The sequence below is a fragment of the Candidatus Pantoea multigeneris genome (assembly GCF_011752615.1).
Lineage (GTDB): Bacteria > Pseudomonadota > Gammaproteobacteria > Enterobacterales > Enterobacteriaceae > Pantoea > Pantoea multigeneris.
The window spans coordinates 1-15,374 of the sequence record NZ_VWXF01000011.1; the positions used below are offsets into that span (position 1 = coordinate 1).

Genomic DNA, 15,374 nt, shown 5'->3' on the forward strand with positions numbered 1-15,374 from the left:
GGCCGTTCTCCTTTTGCCCTTCGCCGCGACGAACTCACCGAAACATGGATAACCACCTGAGAGGAGTACCAGCATGAACACACATAACGTCAACACCGCCGCTTCTGAATCTACCAAAACATGGGTTGCAAAGATAAACACAACAGGCCTGTCGGCGTTTCTTGCCGAAGATATGCTGTTTCTGGCGTCCCTGTGCGACCGGGAAAAAAGAATGCTGCAAGCCGAGCGCGAAGAGCTGGTAGCGGGCACGTTCATAAATATCAGGGAGAAGGTTTGCCACTCGGTAACTGACTGGCATACACCTAAACCAAAAATCCCGGCGGCGGTGGTGTCTGCCTGGCTGATGAGCCGTGAGATGGTTCTGTCGTCGTTCGGGAGTGAATGGGAGGCGTTCTTTGACCACGAAGTGAAAGAACTGAAACTGGAGCTGTTATCTGCGGTGGCGATTGCCGATGCGGAAGGGGACATGTATGCGTGAGTATCACATCACGGATCCGGTAGAGGGAGGGGATCTATCGGGATCCCGACAGGCTGAAAGCACGTTCTCCGCGAGGCTGTTCTGCGTGATCCGGGATATGCATCTGAGATGCGCAGAAGCGGTAGATGAGGCGGTGCTGGAGCAACGTTATGATGCGGACGCCCGTGAATATGCCGGTCGGGCTTTGAGCAGAGTAGCTGCATTGCGCAGTCAGATCCGTGGATTTATGCGTGGTTTCAGGAGATACGGCCAGTGAAGCATGAAACGTATACGTTGCTGGTATGCTCGACGGCGTGCCTGTCCAGGGAAGACGGTGAGCTGTTGGAAGTGCTTGCTCGTCAACAGGCATTCAGAGAGAGTAGCCGGTGGGTCACCTGTGTGGGCTACGGCTGGCTTGTCCGTCCTGAAATCCTTGAAAACCCGGCACTCACCCTGCGGGAAGCAGGTCTGAGTGAAAATACAGTGTCTCTGCTGACGGCGGGCATTGCCCGGATGGGAGTACAGATGGTGATATTTGATCAGGATGCCGATCCCCTGGAGAATTGGCCAGTATTTGACTGGTAGTGTGATGACAGAAAGGAGGTGGTATGTATTACTTTACCGATCAGCGGCCAGGTGAGAGTGACATCCTGACAGCCGTGAAAAACGGTAAGCTGACAATCACAACGTTCGACGGGGAGGTCATTTTCTCTCAGGACGCTCCACCAGGTGGCTGGACGCATGAGCTGGTCGTGCAGGTGCAGCCAGAGGGTCAGAGGTGGGGAGCAGAGGCCTATCTGGACCACCAGTGGATTGGCTCAACAGAAGCGTAGTGTGATGAATCCTGTCAGGCGTGGGCTTTGGCGTGCGCCTGTTCGCGCGCTGAACGGCCTGGCGGCCCTGAAGGGCCGGGGTAAGGCGGTGCTGACGCACCGCTTTCACCCCTTCGCCTGCGCTTTCTCTCTCTCTGCTGCTCTCCGGGGCTTTTCTTACTCCCACTTATATTTCCACGCTTAATCTCACTGTAGATCCTGCTGTTCTTTATGCTGATGTGGTGGGTCCTGCTGTTCGTGCCAGGGATAACCATCAAAGGCCAGGTCACGGACTGGGGCCACCTTCGGCTCCCCGGCAAAGCCGGGTCGTCAGCCCAACTCCGCTAACCGGTAAACCGGTAAGCTCCGCCGAACCCCGCAAGCGGGTTTCGGGCCTGGCGGCTAGGGCCTGATGTCTGAGGTCAAAGGCAGCAGCCAGCCTGAAGGCTGACGCATTCACCGGTCGCGGGGCGACCTCTGAGGATGCGGCTAAAGCCGTGGGGTGTGTTTCTGCGAGTGTATTATTGGCGTACCGGATTCGCTATTAGCAAGGTGCGAAAAACGTCCGGATTAAATATCACCATTCCGTTTCAGTTGTGCAGCAAACGCATTTAGATGGAGCAGGCTGGATGTACAGAATCAGATTACGTTATCAGCAGCCAATAAAATACAGCGTTAACTTTTGGTTAAGAGGGATAACGGTCGTGTCATCCTGACAGAGGGTGATGGCACGGGAGAAAGCGTCGGGATAAATTGCGCTCTGATTGCCTGGAATAAATGTGTGACAGTTAACACCATTCCCACTTTTCATCATTTTATCAGAGCCGGACGAGGAGGTTTATTTCCAGAGAGTTCGTTAGATCTTTCCACCCTGTCAGTGATCCTCTTTCATATATCAGAATATCTTTTATGACTCAGTTTCTTATCCGGGGTTTAGTGCATACGGGTGAGAGAGATACCTTACTGTGAGATGTGTTACATAAATCCACGTGGTACTCATTGGAATTTTGTGAGTGATATGGATGCGTGGAGATATATAGTCAGGCAACCGTTACTGTTAGCGGGAGATCATCCGGAAAAGGTGTGTCATGTTAATCCTGATAACGCCCGATTTTGGCCGCTATTTACCGGGAGTGCGGGGACTTTCGTTATCTTACAACGTTACCCGTACTGTTATTTTCACGCGACCGGTCCTGTTGCTGGAAGTTTATGGTGTCTGGTGAAAAAGCTAATGCCTCGCATTCTTTCTTCACATTTCAAATCAGTGTCACAGCGGGGTAGGGTGCCAGAGAGTTTTACTGTCTCTGTTCGCAATGACTAAACAATTGCCCCGGGTTCTGGATGCACGCACTCTGTGTGCTGTCATGATAAAGCGATGGGTGTTGCCCGTTGATGTCTGTATCAGTAAAAAAACACGCCGTGATCCTGTTATGATCTCATTCATGCTTCATACCCGGATTGATTCAGTATCAGTCTGTGAAGGCGAGTCGGGGGATTTCACCTTTGCGTATTTTTTTATAAATGGCATCGATTTTCATCGCGTAGGCATAGCGGTTAGCTATCGTCTCCTGCCGGTTTTTTACGCCTGCGTTATACATTCCAACTGCCAGCCATCCTGTGCCGTACTGATTGAAATTTCTGCGAAGCACCATCGCACCGACGAATATATTCAGGCACGGTTGAGCGAGGAGTTTATCCGTGGAGAGTTGAGGGTATTCCTTACGGAATCCCGCCAGAGTACGGTTATTGATCTGCATCAGCCCGTAGTCGGTACTGGTGACCTGACCTTTGCTGTCCCGGTTATAGTTTTTCGCCGCCGGGTTATAGCGTGATTCCTGCCAGGCGATCGCCCGGATGTAATCGGGATCTATTTGATACCAGTGTCCGGCTTTAATAAAGCAGTCTGTGTCAGTGTTCGCCTGAATCGTGCCTGATGCCAGCAGGGCAGCGGCAAGCAATAATATGCGCATAGCGGCTCCGGGAAATAAGGGTTCAGAGTGATTGGTTCACCTCAATAATATCATCAAATCCGGGTTTTTACACATCACTCGCAAAAAAGATTTTTTGATATTTTGTCTTTAATATCATGCTCTTGCTGAAAAGTTGTTGAAAATTTCACCTTGTAAGGGTTGCCACGTGGCAACCTTGTGGCAACCGCGTGGGTATTGTATAGTGCGCCCGTGGTGCTTTTCATTTTAATCAATAAGATAGCCCCTCTAAACACCACGTGGGTATCATGTGGTTGCCACGTGGCAACCACAAATCAGCTTGATTTTTAGCCATGGTTACTCCATGGTTGCCACAGGGTGACCACGTGGCAACCATAAACCGGTCAAAAAACGGTCTGATTGTGGCGGTAAGTTACTGTTTCACTTTGCAATCAAAATCTGGAATAACGCTAAGTTGGAGATTTTAAATATGTCAGACGAAACTTCATCGAAAAGAAACCGTGTTGCGCTGACGGTGCCGTACTCTCTTCTGGATAAAGTAGACATTCATGTACAGGCGCGTCTGGATGACGGGGAATCGAGAGAGACCGCCAACCGGGCGGCGTTCGTAATGGAAATGTTCAAGCTTGGCTTGCGCGTACATGAAAACAAAATAAGCAAAGATGATAATGCAAAAACGCTGGACGAAAAGCTGGAGCTTATCGCTAAAAATGCGCTTATGAACGGCTATATTCTTGATGCGATTTTCGGGATACAGAAGGAGACGGTCGACACGTCAAAAGTTATCAAAAATGCCTCTTTGCTGGAACCTGAGTGGCCTTCTGACGTTAATGCCCGTATCGCCGGTAAGTTGAATGACTACTTCCCTAAGCGCTAAAAAAGCAGATCAGGACTTGCCGGATTTCTTTTTCTCCGGACTGGTAAGTTTGTTGTTGTCTCTTTTAATTTCTGTGGCGTCAGTCCCGGCAGTGTCGTCCGGGATCCGCTCTGCGCGAATATACCGGCGCAGCGTCAGCGCATTAATGCCGTACTGTTTGTACATCTGCGTCCGGGTATGACCGTAAAGCAGAACGGCGTTTACTGCCTGCTGTTTGTCCCGTCGGGTAAGGGCATTACGGTTGTCATCCTTAATGCGTTTGAATTTAACCCACGGATCCTGCCAGTGCTTATTCCAGGTTCTTTTTACCTGGCTTACGGTAACATTCAGCATTCTTGCTACCTGTTCGCGGGTTTTTCCCTGCATGGTCAGCCTGACAATATGTTCACGCTGTCTGTCCGTCAGGGCATTCTCTCTCACCTCATGGCCAAAATATTTCGTCAGCGTATCATGCGAGATATTGTATTCTTTGCAGATGTCCTTTCGCATGACGCCACTTTCAAGCTTCTCGCGAATGATCCTCTCATCTTCCGTCGTCAGTTTTTTATTAGACCGTTGTTTCGGTAGCGGGACGTTGTCCCTTTCGGCGATTTTTTTGACGGCATGATAAATTCCCTGTCGCGTGACGTTACAAATCTTCTCTATTTCCTGCACGGGAACGGGAGGTTCTGATTTATACATGTCAGCGATGTGCTGCCAGCGCATCCAGCGCAGGTCCATCGCGGAGAGGCCTTTACTTTGCAGGACCTTATACACAAATGCCGTCGAGCGTGATATCGCGCTGGCAATATCGGGAACAGCCCACCCCTGATGCAGATACTCCATGACTTCTGCCTCTTTCTGTTCCTTCTCTTTTTTTATCCTTTCCCGTGGCGTTTCCTCTTTTTCACCGGGTGATGTTATTCCGGCTATTTCAGGATCAGCGTGCGACATCTTGTTTTCAGGAACGAATGCCACCTCCGGTATTACTGACGGAGGCGCTGTTTCAGGCGTGGGTATTGTTTCGGTTTGCAGGGTCTTATCAGGGGATGACGGTATTACCGTTGGGGCCGGGGTTTCTTTTTCACCCGGTGCGTTGTCAGGTAACGAAAGAGTGTCGTGCAGCTCAGGCGTGGCCATTCCCGGGTAGAAATGGCGTGAGCATTTGTAGCTGTCAGACAGCTTGCGGGCGTGCCACAAATTGACGCAAGGGCGGGGCAGCGGGGTGAGTACATCGGCCCTTATCGCTATCCAGATCGGCGGCTCTTTTTCAGACCCTTCTGAATAAATATAGGGGGCCGCAGCGGCGACAAACTGCGCGTTCTGCCCAGAAATCCACCGGCGCTTCATGATCACATAGAGCGGAATGGTCACCGTTGAGCATGCAAAGTAGCGCTCCCCGTCGAGTTTTACCTCAAACCAGCCAGGGTCACGGTGGTGATATCGCAGGGCATAAAGGGCGATGGAATATAAATATTCTTTATCAGTCGACGAGAAAAAATGCGATGTGACGCCCGCCGGTCTTGCCATGTGGATCAGGATGTCGCCAGCTTTTTCCATTTTTAATCTATTCCAGTCAAGGGGTTACAAATGCGGTGCAAAATAAGCGGCCAATAAAATAAAAAAAATAGATCAATACGATCAATATCTTGCGTTGAAGTATGCGATCCCGAAGTGTAAAAAACGGTCAGCACGTTAAGGTTCCGTCAGAATCAACAGGAATCTTTAAGTTTTAACTGGAAAGCGTAAGGAGGATGTAACACAGGATGTGGCCGGATTTGGCTTAGTGCTGACTCAACAGCGAACAAACAACATTTCATTATAACCCCTATCGAGGAAAACAGATATGAAGGGTCAACTTCACTCGCTCTTAAAAGACTGTCGCAAGGCAGGGGCGGTAGCGTGGATGCACCGCAAGAAACTCGCCTTTGTGCCTGCTGTGATGCTCATGGCTTCACCGGTCATGCAGGCTCACGCCCAGGACTTATTCAGTTCGGGGAAAGAGACGATCCGAGATACGTTCGGTACAAACTCAACTACGGTATGGATCCTGTACGTGCTGGAGGTGCTGTTCGCCATCTTTACTTATATTAAAACCAAGAACTTAGCGTTGTTTGGCGGTATTGCGGCGTTGCTGGTATTCGCCAATGTGGCATTTGGGCTCCTGACTTAATATCGCTTATGGAACAACGTAACCGTTACCGATTTGCGGGGACGTTTTCCGAGCAGAAACGCTTTGTGGGGCTGCCCCCTGATGAATTTTGCCTGCTTGTTCCGCTCGGACTGCTGGCTATCTTTGTCAACATGTGGATTTTCGGCCCCACGCTTTTAGCGACCTTCATCGGGATTCGTAGGCTTAAAAATGGCCGGGGTTCTCAGTACATTCTCAATCTCGCTTACTGGTGCCTTCCTACCTCCGTGATGCGCTTCTTTATCAGCATCCTTCCTGAAAGCTACAAACGACACTGGGTCGCCTGACCCACGGAGAAAACATGGAATATAAGCTGCGATCAGCGGGCAACCGCAATATGGCCGTGGCCATCCTGGTGTTGCTCGTCATTACCATCATGTCGCTCGGTCTGGCCTGGCGGGTATACAGCGACAACCGGGCGCTGATGGCGCAGCTGGTCAACAACCGGCAGACCATCATTATCCCTTACGGTGCAGACACCCCGTTCAGCTTTACCGGTGAACGGGGTGACGCGCGTTACCTGCGGCTGATGGCGATGGCCTGGCTTAACTTACGCCTCAACATCAACAACGACAACGTCGCGGCCAGTCACGAAATGCTCCTGGCCGGTGCCTGCGACGGTGCGGCGACGGCGATGAAACCCGTTCTGGCTGAAGAAGCCGACAGGGTGAAGGGAAATGACGGTGAATCGGTCTTCTATCTGAGCGACACCAAAGTCTGGCCTGACAAAGGCATCGTTGATCTGACCGGCAAGCTCGTCCTGAGCTACGGCATGCACAGCGGTGCTGCGGTAGAGAAACACTACCGCATCCGCACCGACACCCGTAACAACCGGCTCTGCTGGAATGCATTCCTGGAGGTTCCCCGTGACTAATTTAAAACGCCTGAAGGCGCTGCCGCTGCTGGGCTTGCTTATCGCGGGTGCGATGACGGGCAGTGCAGCGGCGGAGACGCTGACCCTGAACACCGGCGCGCGCATCAGCGCGGGCGTGAGCAACAGCGACCCTAACCTGATAACCGTTAACGATGACCGCATCGTCAGCATTCAGGCCACCCAGGGGGTGCTGACGTCAAAATCACCCACGCCTGACGGCGGGGTGGTGTTCTCCACGCTCGCTGACAAGCCGTTTACGCTGTTTGTGCAGACCGCCTCAGGGTTTGGGTTCTCGGTACAGGCCGCGCCGGCGAAACGTGCTGGGCTGTTCCTGACCATCAACAACATGGAGGTGAGGGGTACCGAGGCGGCGCGTGATTTTGAACAGAAGCAGAACACCTACAGCGCGCTTATCAGCGACCTGGTGAGCCGTTTTCAGACCAACCGTAAGCCTGACGGCTACGTGTTCACTAAAAACATGCGCGTGCCGGTCAGTGCCGCCGTGGAGTCCACCTTTTTACTGCGTCCGGTCACTGCCTGGCAGGGTGACCGCATCCGCATCGTGCGCACGGATATCACCAGCCGATCATCACAACGCATCCGCCTGACTGAGCGCTATTTCTGGAGTCCGGGCGTGATGGCCGTGGCCTACTACCCGCCGCTTGATGTCCTGGAGCCGGGAAGCCGGGTGTCAGTCATCACCGTGTTCCGCACGAAAGGAGGGGGCGATGAACCTCAATAAAATTACCCAGTCCCGGCAGCGAAAGCTGATGGCGATGATCCTGGGGGGGGTGGCGATTTTGGTCGTGCTGTTGTTTCTTATCAACCGACATATGTCCGCCAGTAAAGCAACGAAGAAAGACGAGAGCGTCACTACGGCGGCAGAGCCGGACCTGACAGGTGGGGCGGTGACCAACAGCTTTGACGGTAAAGGGCAGAACTCTGTGCTGGTGGATGCGCAGCGCCGCGAGCAGGATGCCAAAGATAACCTCAAGACGATGCAGGCGCAGTTTGACGCGCTGAAAAAGCAGGTCAGCGACTCGGATGCCAACAATGCAGGGCTAAAGGAGCAGGTTTCCACACTGACCCAGATGTTGAAGGACCAGCAGAACCAGGCAAAGCCGCAGGGTGCGATGCAGGGTGGCACGACCGTTCAGCAGGGCTACGTTCCTCCGCAAACCTCCTACACCCTGAGCGCCCCGGCGGTGCAGACCGGACAAATCGACAATACGCAGCTGGACTACTCATCGTTTGACGCGAAGCAGAAAGATACCTCGTTCTGGGTGCCGACCGGCACGTTCTCCGATGCGATTGTGCTGGAGGGGGCTGATGCCAACGCCTCGGTGCGCGGTGAGAACAACCTGGTTCCGATGCAGTTCAAGCTGAAAGGCGTCGCACACCTGCCGGGCAACACCCGGCTGGCGAACCTGGACAACTGCTTTGTCACCGCAGCGGCCTATGGCGATATCTCCAGCGAGCGCGCTCTGGTGCAGCTGCAGCGTCTCTCCTGTGTGATCAACGGCAAACATATCGACCAGGCGGTAAAAGGGCACGTCTCCTTCTACGGTAAGAACGGCATCAAGGGTGTACCGGTCATGCGTAACGGCAAAATCCTCGGACTGGCCTTTACGGCAGGGGCGCTGGGGGGACTGGGCAGCAGCGTCTCACAGGTGGGGCAGACCGTCACCGGCGTGGGAGCCACCTCGAGCATCAGCGGCGGAGAGGTAGCACGCGGGGCCATTGGCGGCGGCGTCAGCAAGGCGGCGGACAAGCTTGCCGACTACTACATCGAGCGTGCAGAGCAGTATCACCCGATTATCCCTATCGGTGCCGCCAACCGGGTGGAGGTGGTGTTTATCGAAGGCTTCCGGGCGAAGTTTATTGAGGACGAAGACCTGGCAAAGGCGGCTAAACAGAACGTACAGAACGTTTCTGACACTGCTACGCGTGCGGTCGGTAACAGCGGCCTGCCGCCGGACCTGGTCGGTAAGCTCGGTGATGCCACCAGCCTTAACATGAACGACTTCATTACGCCCTCAGGCGGCAGGCCCGGAGCCACGTCGCAGGGAGTCACGCCACAAAGGGAGAACTGATGAGTCAGGGAAACGTTATCCGCTTTCGCCACGCCGAACACTGCGGCTGGCTGATTTCCAGCGACCGCCGGCAGACGTTTGCCGGGCGGGAGTCGGATGAGCGTATGGCCGGGCTGCAGGCGCTGGGCTATCGCATCAAAAAGGTGTACTGCAAGCCCGGCATGATCCCTGACGACGGCTACGTCGCCCTGCTCGGTGCAACCCTGCGCCGCCTGCTGGAGGTCAGCCCCGCCGATCCGGTGGCGATGGACATCCTGTCAAAGATCGGTACGCCAGGTGCGGAAGACCTCTATATCGACATGAAAGAAATTGCCGCGCAGCCGGTAAGTCACTCCTCAGAGATAAAACATGAATAAACAAACTCCTTACTACAAAGCTGACGTGCCCGGGAACGGTAAATCGCCTGAAACCAGGCTGGGATTTGGGCAAACGCGCAGCGGAAAATCCACGCTGATGATGAATTTTCTCAGCCAGTTACTGACACCACCTGCAGACGGAGAGAAACATGCATAAACCCCAGGCTTTTATTGCTGTTGCGTTAGCGGCTTTGCTCAGCGGCTGCGCGGGCATGAACAGTGATTTCCAGTTTGATAAACCCGCGAGAGACTCCGGGGTCTGGATGTCCCAGGCCGACGACATGTCTGCGGGGAACAGCACGAACGCCCCGTCAGGCGCGGGTGCGCCCGGTGTGACGGGCAGTATCAACCTCAGCGACTATCGCCTTATCGATACCGGCAACATCGCGCTGGCCCCTCAGGGGGACGTCCGGGGCAGTACAGGGCAAGGCGAAATTGACGCAGGCGGTGTGCCGCTGCGGGTGGCTCAGGGCGGCAGCGTCCGGCCCTTTACGCGGGAAAATGACCGGCTTTACCCGGCGGGAAATAACGCCGCGTACTGCAATGCGGCCCACTGTTTTCCTGAACCCACCGCCGCCTTTCGCCGTCCCGACGGCGTTGCGCGCATCTGGATAGCCCCTTACGTGTCCCCGGATGACAACGTGCATATGGGAGAGGTGATTTACAGCGTTGCCAGCCCGACCCGCTGGAACGGCATTCTGATGTGAGGTAGTGATGAAATTTCCCAAAGGTTTTAAGTGGGACCCGCTGAACGTGGTTGAGACCATGGCGGGTATCCTCGGCGAGCGTGACACCACCGCGAAGACCCGAGAAATGCTTCAGCAGATGGACTATCCCAATATCCGTGACCTGATGCCGTTTCAGGACTACGACAGCGATAATCAGCTCTGGGTGAACAGCAACTCGCTGGGATTTGTAATTGAGTCACAGCCGCTCATCGGGGCCAACGAAAAACTGGCTGAAAGCCTGGAGAGCGTCGTACGTGACTCCGTACCGCGCGAACTGCCGCTGCAGGTCATGCTGGTTTCCTCCCGGGCCATTAAACATCAGGTGACTGATGGGTTGAAAAACTTCGCCTGGAAGGGGCACCGGGCCGATGAGTGCAACGACATCACCGAGCGCTTCTACCTGAACGGCACGCGAACCACCTTTAATAACGGGCTTGACCACCCGCTCACGCTGCGCGACTACCGGCTGTTTTTTATCTGGAGCCTGCCGGTAAAAAACCCGACGGAGACCGAGTTTATCCGCGTGCGCGACGTCAGGCGTAACCTGCTCAACGCCCTGAATGCAGCAGATATCTGGTCCGCCGTGGTGGGTATCGAGAACTTTAACGGGGTACTGCGCGAGTTCTTTAACCACGATGCGGGACGGCTTGACGATTATCATACTCCCTACGATCCGTCAGCCGACCTGCGGACGCAGTTTGTGGACCGGACAACCTCCTGGCTGGTGAAACCCTCACACATCCGCATTGAGGGCACTGACCGGCATGAGCGCCCGTTTTCCACCCGGATGGTGAACCTGAACCTCGACCGTAACCCGCAGGAGCACTACCTCTGGCAGAACGGCAACATCATTCAGGACCTGACTTCGCCGACCAACGGCATTCCGTGCCCGTTTATCTTCACCATGGTGCTGGTCACCGAGGAGCAGGTGAAAAGTCAGGGCGAGGCTAACACCCGATTTCTCGCTCTGGATTCACGTGTTAACACCAGCTATGCCAAGTACATTCCCTCAACCAAGCGACAGCACGCAGAGTGGAAAGAGGCACGTGAAGAACTGCTTGCCAACCGCACCTCGCTGACCAGCTACTTCCTCGGCGTTACGCTGTTTTGCCCGGACGATGATGACGAGACGTCCCGCATCACCGAAAAAACGCGCAACGCGTTTGCCGCTCAGGGGATGCAGTTTATCCGCGCCGACTTTATGCAGCTGCGCAACGTGATGGCGACCATTCCGTTTCGCATGATGGAGAAAAAGCTGTTCGCCGACTGTAAGAAAACCGGGGCAATACAGCGGGCCGAAACGTTCCACGCGGTCAACCTCGCGCCGGTTATCGGGGACAACAAGCTGTGCCGGTCCGGCATTCTTATTCCGAGCTACCGCAACCAGGTGGCCTTTATCGACGTGTTTGACGAGAGCCTGCCCAACACCAACTTTAACTTCTTTATGTCCGGCACCTCCGGGGCCGGGAAGTCGGTGCTGTCCAACTCCATCGCCCGTTCGGTGCTGGAGACCGGTGGCACGGTGGCGGTTCAGGATATCGGGGACTCGTACAAGGCAGCGTGCAGCAGCCTGGGCGGCACCTACATCAACGGTGAGTCCCTGCGCTTTAACCCGTTTGCTAACGTCACCAACATCACACTCTCGGCCGAGCGCATCCGCGACCAGCTATGCATCCTGGCCAGCCCCAACGGCCTGCTGGACGAGGTGCATGAATCGCTGATTCTGGAGGCCATCACCGAGTCCTGGCCGACGCATCAACAGGACATGCGCATCGACCACGTGGTGGCGTATCTGAAAAAGCGGCAGGCCGATATCGGTAAAGAGTTTTCCCCGCAGATTGCTGGTCGCATTGATGAAATCACCACGCTACTCAATAAGTACTGTATCAACGGGATCTATGGTCAGTTCTTTAACTCCTCTGAGCCGACGCTGAAAAATGACCTGCAATTTGTGGTCACCGAGCTGGGCGACCTGCGCAAACAGTCGGACCTGCTCTCGGCAGTCCTGTTCACCATCATGATCTGGAACGAGAACATGATGTACACCACGCCCCGCAGCATGCGGAAGATGAACATCATCGATGAGGGGTGGAAGCTTCTCGGCGGGTCGAGTACGAAAATCAAAAACTTCATTGAGGAAGGCTACCGCACCGCCCGCCGTCACAACGGTTCTTACGGCACGGTCACTCAGGCTATCCGCGATAAAAACCTGTCGACGGCGGCACTTGCGGCCTACGACAACAGCTCGTTTAAGTTCACCTGTATGCAGGATGCAAAGTCGTTCAGCACCTTTGAAAAAGAGGAGCCACACGCGTTTAACGAGCTGGAATGGATGATGATCCGCAAGTTCCCGCCGGCGAAAAAGGCGCGCTACAGCTCGTTTCTGCTGAGCGTGGGGGAGTACTCCAGCTTCCACCGACTGCTGCTGGATCCGCTGAGCGACGGGCTGTTTTCCTCGAAGGGGGAAGACTTCACCTTCCGCGAAAAGCGTCTGAAGGAAGGGGCGGACATTAAGGACATCCTGTTTGAGATGACTGAGAACGACCCGCACAAACGAAGCATTATCACTGACCTGAGAGGTATGGCCTTGTGAGTACCCGACACCTTGTTATCACCGGCGCGGCGTCCGTTGCCCTGAGCCTCGGCCTCTGCGCAGCAGCGTGGACCTTCTGGCTGAAGCCGCCTGCGCTTGTGACGTTTGACCTGAAAGGCACCATGAACGCCTTTATCCGCCAGAGCGCGAAAATGTCGCTGGACGATGACCAGCGTCATCAGCTGCTGAGCCGGTTCGATAAGAGCCTGACCACCGTGACCGCGCAGTACGCCGAGGCGCACAACGCCGGGGTGCTGGTGAGCGCAGCGGCGGTCAGCGGCCTGCCGGACGCCACGCCGGAGATTCAGGCGCGCCTGGCTGATGCCATGAAAGGCAACGCAGGCGGAGGGTGAACATGGAGGGCACCTGCCGTGACTACTACGAGTCTGCAGAAGATACCGATATCACGCGCGATCGCGCGCTGCAGGAGCTTAAAGCTCACCATTTTGTCAGCGAAGAGGACATAGCGGCGTTTTATGCCGATCTGGGCGAGCGCGAATTTTACCGCGCGCAGGATGTGCTGAGGTGGCTCGGCTATTAGGCACTCATTTTTGCCGGAGATAACGATGAATGATGTTGAGTCAGAGAGTAACGATGACGCTGACGGTACAACGGCGCTGTCGCCGTTTACCTCAGTGGTGAAGATACATGCCGCGCAGCTGCCCCCTGAGCAGTACCGGCGCTACGTCGAGTGGGCGCAGACCGGTGAATCGGTGTATGCCCCGTCGACCAGCTGGCAGACCTATTCGCTGCACGCCGGCGTCGACGAGCTGGTCGAAGTGGCAGCGACCATCAATGGCATTCCGCCGGATGTGTATTTCTCTGATTTCGGCGAGGACGCCTGCGAAGTGATAGGTCAGGTAGATAGCACCCCGGTCTACTTTTTCCCGGCCATGGGCGTTTATCTGATGGCTCTGAATGAAACTTCGGTGGCCGAAGTCTGGCTTTCCTGGCCTGCGCACCCGCAAGGCTGGTAACCCGGTAAGCGCGTTACCCCTTTAATCCTTTTCCAACAAGAGACACCCGATGAAACACATCATCAGCGGTGCGCTGCTGGCCGCCCTCAGCCTGCAGGCATCGGCGTCGGAACTCGGCACCTACGGCGATACCTGGAACATCCGGGAGCAGAACCTGATTACGGTGCTCAAGCGCAACCTGCAGGAACACTTTGCCGGTCAGTCTCAGGCAGAGATTGAGCAGTCCCTGCGGCAGAAGGCCGAAGACGAAGCGATGCGACCCGCCCCGGTCGAGGGGCTGGTGACCGGGCGCGATACCCATACGCGGCTGTTCGACCCGTCCTTTACCGTCACGCGCGACATGGCAGACCAGAACGGCCGGGTGTTCGCGCACCGGGGGCAGAAGGTGAACCCCTTCGACATCATCCCGGTGTTTGACGACACACTCTACTTTATCGACGCCGACGACCCGCGTCAGGTGGACTGGATGAAGCAGCAGACGCCGTCCACCACTCAGGTTCACGTCATTCTCGTGAACGGCAACATCAAAGACAGCGCGGCGGCGCTCGGCACCCGTATCTGGTTCGATCAGGACGGCTCGCTTATCCGCAAGTTTGGCATTACCCAAATCCCCGCCAGGGTGCAGCAGGCACCCGGCAAAAAACTGTTCACCATCACTGAATTCGGTCTTCCCGACCGCTAATCCGGAGCATTACATGAAAAAGCTTATCTCTGCGGTGCTGATGTCAGCGGCGCTTACTGGCGTGGCTGTGGCTGCGAACGACGATTTCACCCCGGCCCAGACGCAGGCCATTGGCGAAATCGCCGCGAATTACCTGCGTGAGCATCCGCAGGTGCTGGTCGATGTCAGTCAGCGCCTGCAGGACCAGGCGCAGGCCGACCAGATGAAGCAGGCCACCACTGCCGTACTGAGTAACCAGGCGGCGCTGCTGAATGCCCCGGGCACGCCGGTGTATCACCCCGGCGGCGACGTGGCGGTGGTGCAGTTCTTCGATTACCAGTGCATTTACTGCGCGAAGATGGCCCCGGTGGTTGAGCAGTTTATCAACGGCAACCCAAAGGTCCGCTACGTCTACAAAGAGTGGCCTATCTTCGGCAGCCGCTGGTCGGCGTCCACGCGTGCGGCGCAAACCGGGCTGTCGGTGTTCAAATCGGGCGGCGCGGAGGCGTACTACCGCTATCACAATGCGATTTATGCGACCGGCCACAACGAGGGCAAGCTGACCGGTGACGACATTCGTCAGGCTGAGCTGGAGGCGGGCATTACCAGTGCACCGCAGGAAGATCTTCAGGGCCTGGCGGCCATCCTTGAGGCCAACAACCAACTCGCCCAGCGTATTGGTATCAACGGCACCCCGGCCTTTATCATTATGCCGGTGAAAGGCGCGACCGCAGACAACGTAACCGTCATTCCGGGCGCAACCAGCCTGTCGGCGCTGCAGGCGGCGGTGGACAAAGCGCGGGCTGGCGAAGCGAAAGGGGGCTGAT

The 15,374-nt window shown here is 55.4% G+C and carries 21 protein-coding genes; 19 read left to right on the plus strand and 2 right to left on the minus strand.

The window, feature by feature from the left end:
* The first annotated feature begins 73 nt into the window (after positions 1–73).
* From F3J40_RS20210 to F3J40_RS20225, 4 genes are all read left to right on the plus strand, one after another.
* Positions 74–478, plus strand: coding sequence for a hypothetical protein (locus F3J40_RS20210; RefSeq protein ID WP_167017560.1), 405 nt, complete (start codon positions 74–76; stop codon positions 476–478).
* Positions 479–575: 97 nt separating this feature from the next.
* Entirely contained in the window at positions 576–734 is a 159-nt protein-coding gene (locus F3J40_RS20215; RefSeq protein WP_167017562.1) for a hypothetical protein, read from the plus strand.
* Positions 731–1,042, plus strand: coding sequence for a DUF5983 family protein (locus F3J40_RS20220; RefSeq protein WP_167017564.1), 312 nt, complete (start codon positions 731–733; stop codon positions 1,040–1,042). Before F3J40_RS20215 ends, F3J40_RS20220 begins: the two co-directional genes overlap by 4 nt.
* A 23-nt stretch (positions 1,043–1,065) precedes the next feature.
* Positions 1,066–1,290 carry a hypothetical protein gene (locus F3J40_RS20225; protein WP_167017566.1) on the plus strand — a complete coding sequence of 75 codons (225 nt, stop codon included), beginning with the start codon at positions 1,066–1,068 and terminating at the stop codon, positions 1,288–1,290.
* A 1,448-nt stretch (positions 1,291–2,738) separates the two neighbouring features.
* Here F3J40_RS20225 and F3J40_RS20230 read toward each other — a convergent pair.
* Complete coding sequence (locus F3J40_RS20230) at positions 2,739–3,239, minus strand: lytic transglycosylase domain-containing protein (protein ID WP_167017568.1); 501 nt, start codon at positions 3,237–3,239, stop codon at positions 2,739–2,741.
* Between the two features lie 448 nt (positions 3,240–3,687).
* Between F3J40_RS20230 and F3J40_RS20235 the strand changes: the two genes are divergently transcribed.
* Positions 3,688–4,095: a relaxosome protein TraM gene (locus tag F3J40_RS20235; protein WP_167017570.1), complete on the plus strand. Its 408-nt coding sequence runs from the start codon at positions 3,688–3,690 to the stop codon at positions 4,093–4,095.
* Positions 4,096–4,104: 9 nt separating this feature from the next.
* Here F3J40_RS20235 and F3J40_RS20240 read toward each other — a convergent pair whose 3' ends face one another.
* Positions 4,105–5,634: a helix-turn-helix domain-containing protein gene (locus tag F3J40_RS20240; protein ID WP_167017572.1), complete on the minus strand. Its 1,530-nt coding sequence runs from the start codon at positions 5,632–5,634 to the stop codon at positions 4,105–4,107.
* Positions 5,635–5,920: 286 nt separating this feature from the next.
* Between F3J40_RS20240 and F3J40_RS20245 the strand changes: the two genes are divergently transcribed.
* From F3J40_RS20245 to F3J40_RS20310, 14 genes are read left to right on the plus strand one after another with little or no spacing between them, the layout of a single operon-like run.
* Positions 5,921–6,247, plus strand: a complete 327-nt coding sequence (locus tag F3J40_RS20245; RefSeq protein WP_167017574.1) for a type IV conjugative transfer system pilin TraA — start codon at positions 5,921–5,923, stop codon at positions 6,245–6,247.
* 8 nt (positions 6,248–6,255) lie between these two features.
* A complete protein-coding gene (gene traL, locus F3J40_RS20250; protein ID WP_167017576.1) occupies positions 6,256–6,552 on the plus strand; it encodes a type IV conjugative transfer system protein TraL in 297 nt (98 codons plus the stop codon).
* Positions 6,553–6,566: 14 nt separating this feature from the next.
* Entirely contained in the window at positions 6,567–7,139 is a 573-nt protein-coding gene (locus F3J40_RS20255; RefSeq protein WP_167017578.1) for a TraE/TraK family type IV conjugative transfer system protein, read from the plus strand.
* Positions 7,132–7,881 (plus strand): TraK domain-containing protein, encoded by a 750-nt coding sequence (locus tag F3J40_RS20260; RefSeq protein WP_167017580.1) that lies wholly within the window; start codon positions 7,132–7,134, stop codon positions 7,879–7,881. The genes F3J40_RS20255 and F3J40_RS20260 overlap by 8 nt, the downstream gene beginning before the upstream one ends.
* Positions 7,868–9,232, plus strand: a complete 1,365-nt coding sequence (locus F3J40_RS20265; protein WP_167017582.1) for a TrbI/VirB10 family protein — start codon at positions 7,868–7,870, stop codon at positions 9,230–9,232. The genes F3J40_RS20260 and F3J40_RS20265 overlap by 14 nt, the downstream gene beginning before the upstream one ends.
* Positions 9,232–9,588: a hypothetical protein gene (locus F3J40_RS20270; RefSeq protein WP_167017584.1), complete on the plus strand. Its 357-nt coding sequence runs from the start codon at positions 9,232–9,234 to the stop codon at positions 9,586–9,588. Before F3J40_RS20265 ends, F3J40_RS20270 begins: the two co-directional genes overlap by 1 nt.
* The gene (locus tag F3J40_RS20275; protein ID WP_167017586.1) at positions 9,581–9,745 is read left to right on the plus strand and encodes a hypothetical protein; all 165 of its coding nucleotides are present in this window, start codon (positions 9,581–9,583) and stop codon (positions 9,743–9,745) included. The genes F3J40_RS20270 and F3J40_RS20275 overlap by 8 nt, the downstream gene beginning before the upstream one ends.
* Positions 9,738–10,295: a type IV conjugative transfer system lipoprotein TraV gene (gene traV / locus F3J40_RS20280; RefSeq protein ID WP_167017588.1), complete on the plus strand. Its 558-nt coding sequence runs from the start codon at positions 9,738–9,740 to the stop codon at positions 10,293–10,295. Before F3J40_RS20275 ends, traV begins: the two co-directional genes overlap by 8 nt.
* Before the next feature lie 7 nt (positions 10,296–10,302).
* On the plus strand, positions 10,303–12,909 hold the full coding sequence (gene traC, locus F3J40_RS20285; protein ID WP_167017590.1) for a type IV secretion system protein TraC: 2,607 nt from the start codon (positions 10,303–10,305) through the stop codon (positions 12,907–12,909).
* On the plus strand, positions 12,906–13,262 hold the full coding sequence (locus tag F3J40_RS20290; RefSeq protein WP_167017592.1) for a TrbI F-type domain-containing protein: 357 nt from the start codon (positions 12,906–12,908) through the stop codon (positions 13,260–13,262). The genes traC and F3J40_RS20290 overlap by 4 nt, the downstream gene beginning before the upstream one ends.
* 2 nt (positions 13,263–13,264) lie before the next feature.
* Complete coding sequence (locus tag F3J40_RS20295) at positions 13,265–13,450, plus strand: hypothetical protein (protein ID WP_167017593.1); 186 nt, start codon at positions 13,265–13,267, stop codon at positions 13,448–13,450.
* A gap of 25 nt (positions 13,451–13,475) precedes the next feature.
* Entirely contained in the window at positions 13,476–13,886 is a 411-nt protein-coding gene (locus F3J40_RS20300; RefSeq protein WP_167017595.1) for a hypothetical protein, read from the plus strand.
* A 49-nt stretch (positions 13,887–13,935) separates the two neighbouring features.
* The gene (gene traW / locus F3J40_RS20305; protein WP_167017597.1) at positions 13,936–14,568 is read left to right on the plus strand and encodes a type-F conjugative transfer system protein TraW; all 633 of its coding nucleotides are present in this window, start codon (positions 13,936–13,938) and stop codon (positions 14,566–14,568) included.
* Between the two features lie 13 nt (positions 14,569–14,581).
* On the plus strand, positions 14,582–15,373 hold the full coding sequence (locus tag F3J40_RS20310) for a DsbA family protein (protein WP_167017599.1): 792 nt from the start codon (positions 14,582–14,584) through the stop codon (positions 15,371–15,373).
* The last annotated feature ends 1 nt before the right edge of the window (position 15,374 follow it).

Excerpts from the sequence above, each read along its gene's own strand:
- F3J40_RS20235 (WP_167017570.1), top strand. The coding sequence starts at position 3,688 with ATGTCAGACGAAACTTCATCGAAAAGAAACCGTGTTGCGCTGACGGTG.
- traV (WP_167017588.1), top strand. The coding sequence starts at position 9,738 with ATGCATAAACCCCAGGCTTTTATTGCTGTTGCGTTAGCGGCTTTGCTC.
- F3J40_RS20300 (WP_167017595.1), top strand. The coding sequence starts at position 13,476 with ATGAATGATGTTGAGTCAGAGAGTAACGATGACGCTGACGGTACAACG.
- F3J40_RS20270 (WP_167017584.1), top strand. The coding sequence starts at position 9,232 with ATGAGTCAGGGAAACGTTATCCGCTTTCGCCACGCCGAACACTGCGGC.
- F3J40_RS20230 (WP_167017568.1), bottom strand. The coding sequence starts at position 3,239 with ATGCGCATATTATTGCTTGCCGCTGCCCTGCTGGCATCAGGCACGATT.
- F3J40_RS20215 (WP_167017562.1), top strand. The coding sequence starts at position 576 with ATGCATCTGAGATGCGCAGAAGCGGTAGATGAGGCGGTGCTGGAGCAA.
- F3J40_RS20225 (WP_167017566.1), top strand. The coding sequence starts at position 1,066 with ATGTATTACTTTACCGATCAGCGGCCAGGTGAGAGTGACATCCTGACA.
- F3J40_RS20295 (WP_167017593.1), top strand. The coding sequence starts at position 13,265 with ATGGAGGGCACCTGCCGTGACTACTACGAGTCTGCAGAAGATACCGAT.
- traW (WP_167017597.1), top strand. The coding sequence starts at position 13,936 with ATGAAACACATCATCAGCGGTGCGCTGCTGGCCGCCCTCAGCCTGCAG.
- F3J40_RS20310 (WP_167017599.1), top strand. The coding sequence starts at position 14,582 with ATGAAAAAGCTTATCTCTGCGGTGCTGATGTCAGCGGCGCTTACTGGC.
- F3J40_RS20245 (WP_167017574.1), top strand. The coding sequence starts at position 5,921 with ATGAAGGGTCAACTTCACTCGCTCTTAAAAGACTGTCGCAAGGCAGGG.
- traC (WP_167017590.1), top strand. The coding sequence starts at position 10,303 with ATGAAATTTCCCAAAGGTTTTAAGTGGGACCCGCTGAACGTGGTTGAG.
- F3J40_RS20210 (WP_167017560.1), top strand. The coding sequence starts at position 74 with ATGAACACACATAACGTCAACACCGCCGCTTCTGAATCTACCAAAACA.
- F3J40_RS20240 (WP_167017572.1), bottom strand. The coding sequence starts at position 5,634 with ATGGAAAAAGCTGGCGACATCCTGATCCACATGGCAAGACCGGCGGGC.
- F3J40_RS20255 (WP_167017578.1), top strand. The coding sequence starts at position 6,567 with ATGGAATATAAGCTGCGATCAGCGGGCAACCGCAATATGGCCGTGGCC.
- traL (WP_167017576.1), top strand. The coding sequence starts at position 6,256 with ATGGAACAACGTAACCGTTACCGATTTGCGGGGACGTTTTCCGAGCAG.
- F3J40_RS20265 (WP_167017582.1), top strand. The coding sequence starts at position 7,868 with ATGAACCTCAATAAAATTACCCAGTCCCGGCAGCGAAAGCTGATGGCG.
- F3J40_RS20275 (WP_167017586.1), top strand. The coding sequence starts at position 9,581 with ATGAATAAACAAACTCCTTACTACAAAGCTGACGTGCCCGGGAACGGT.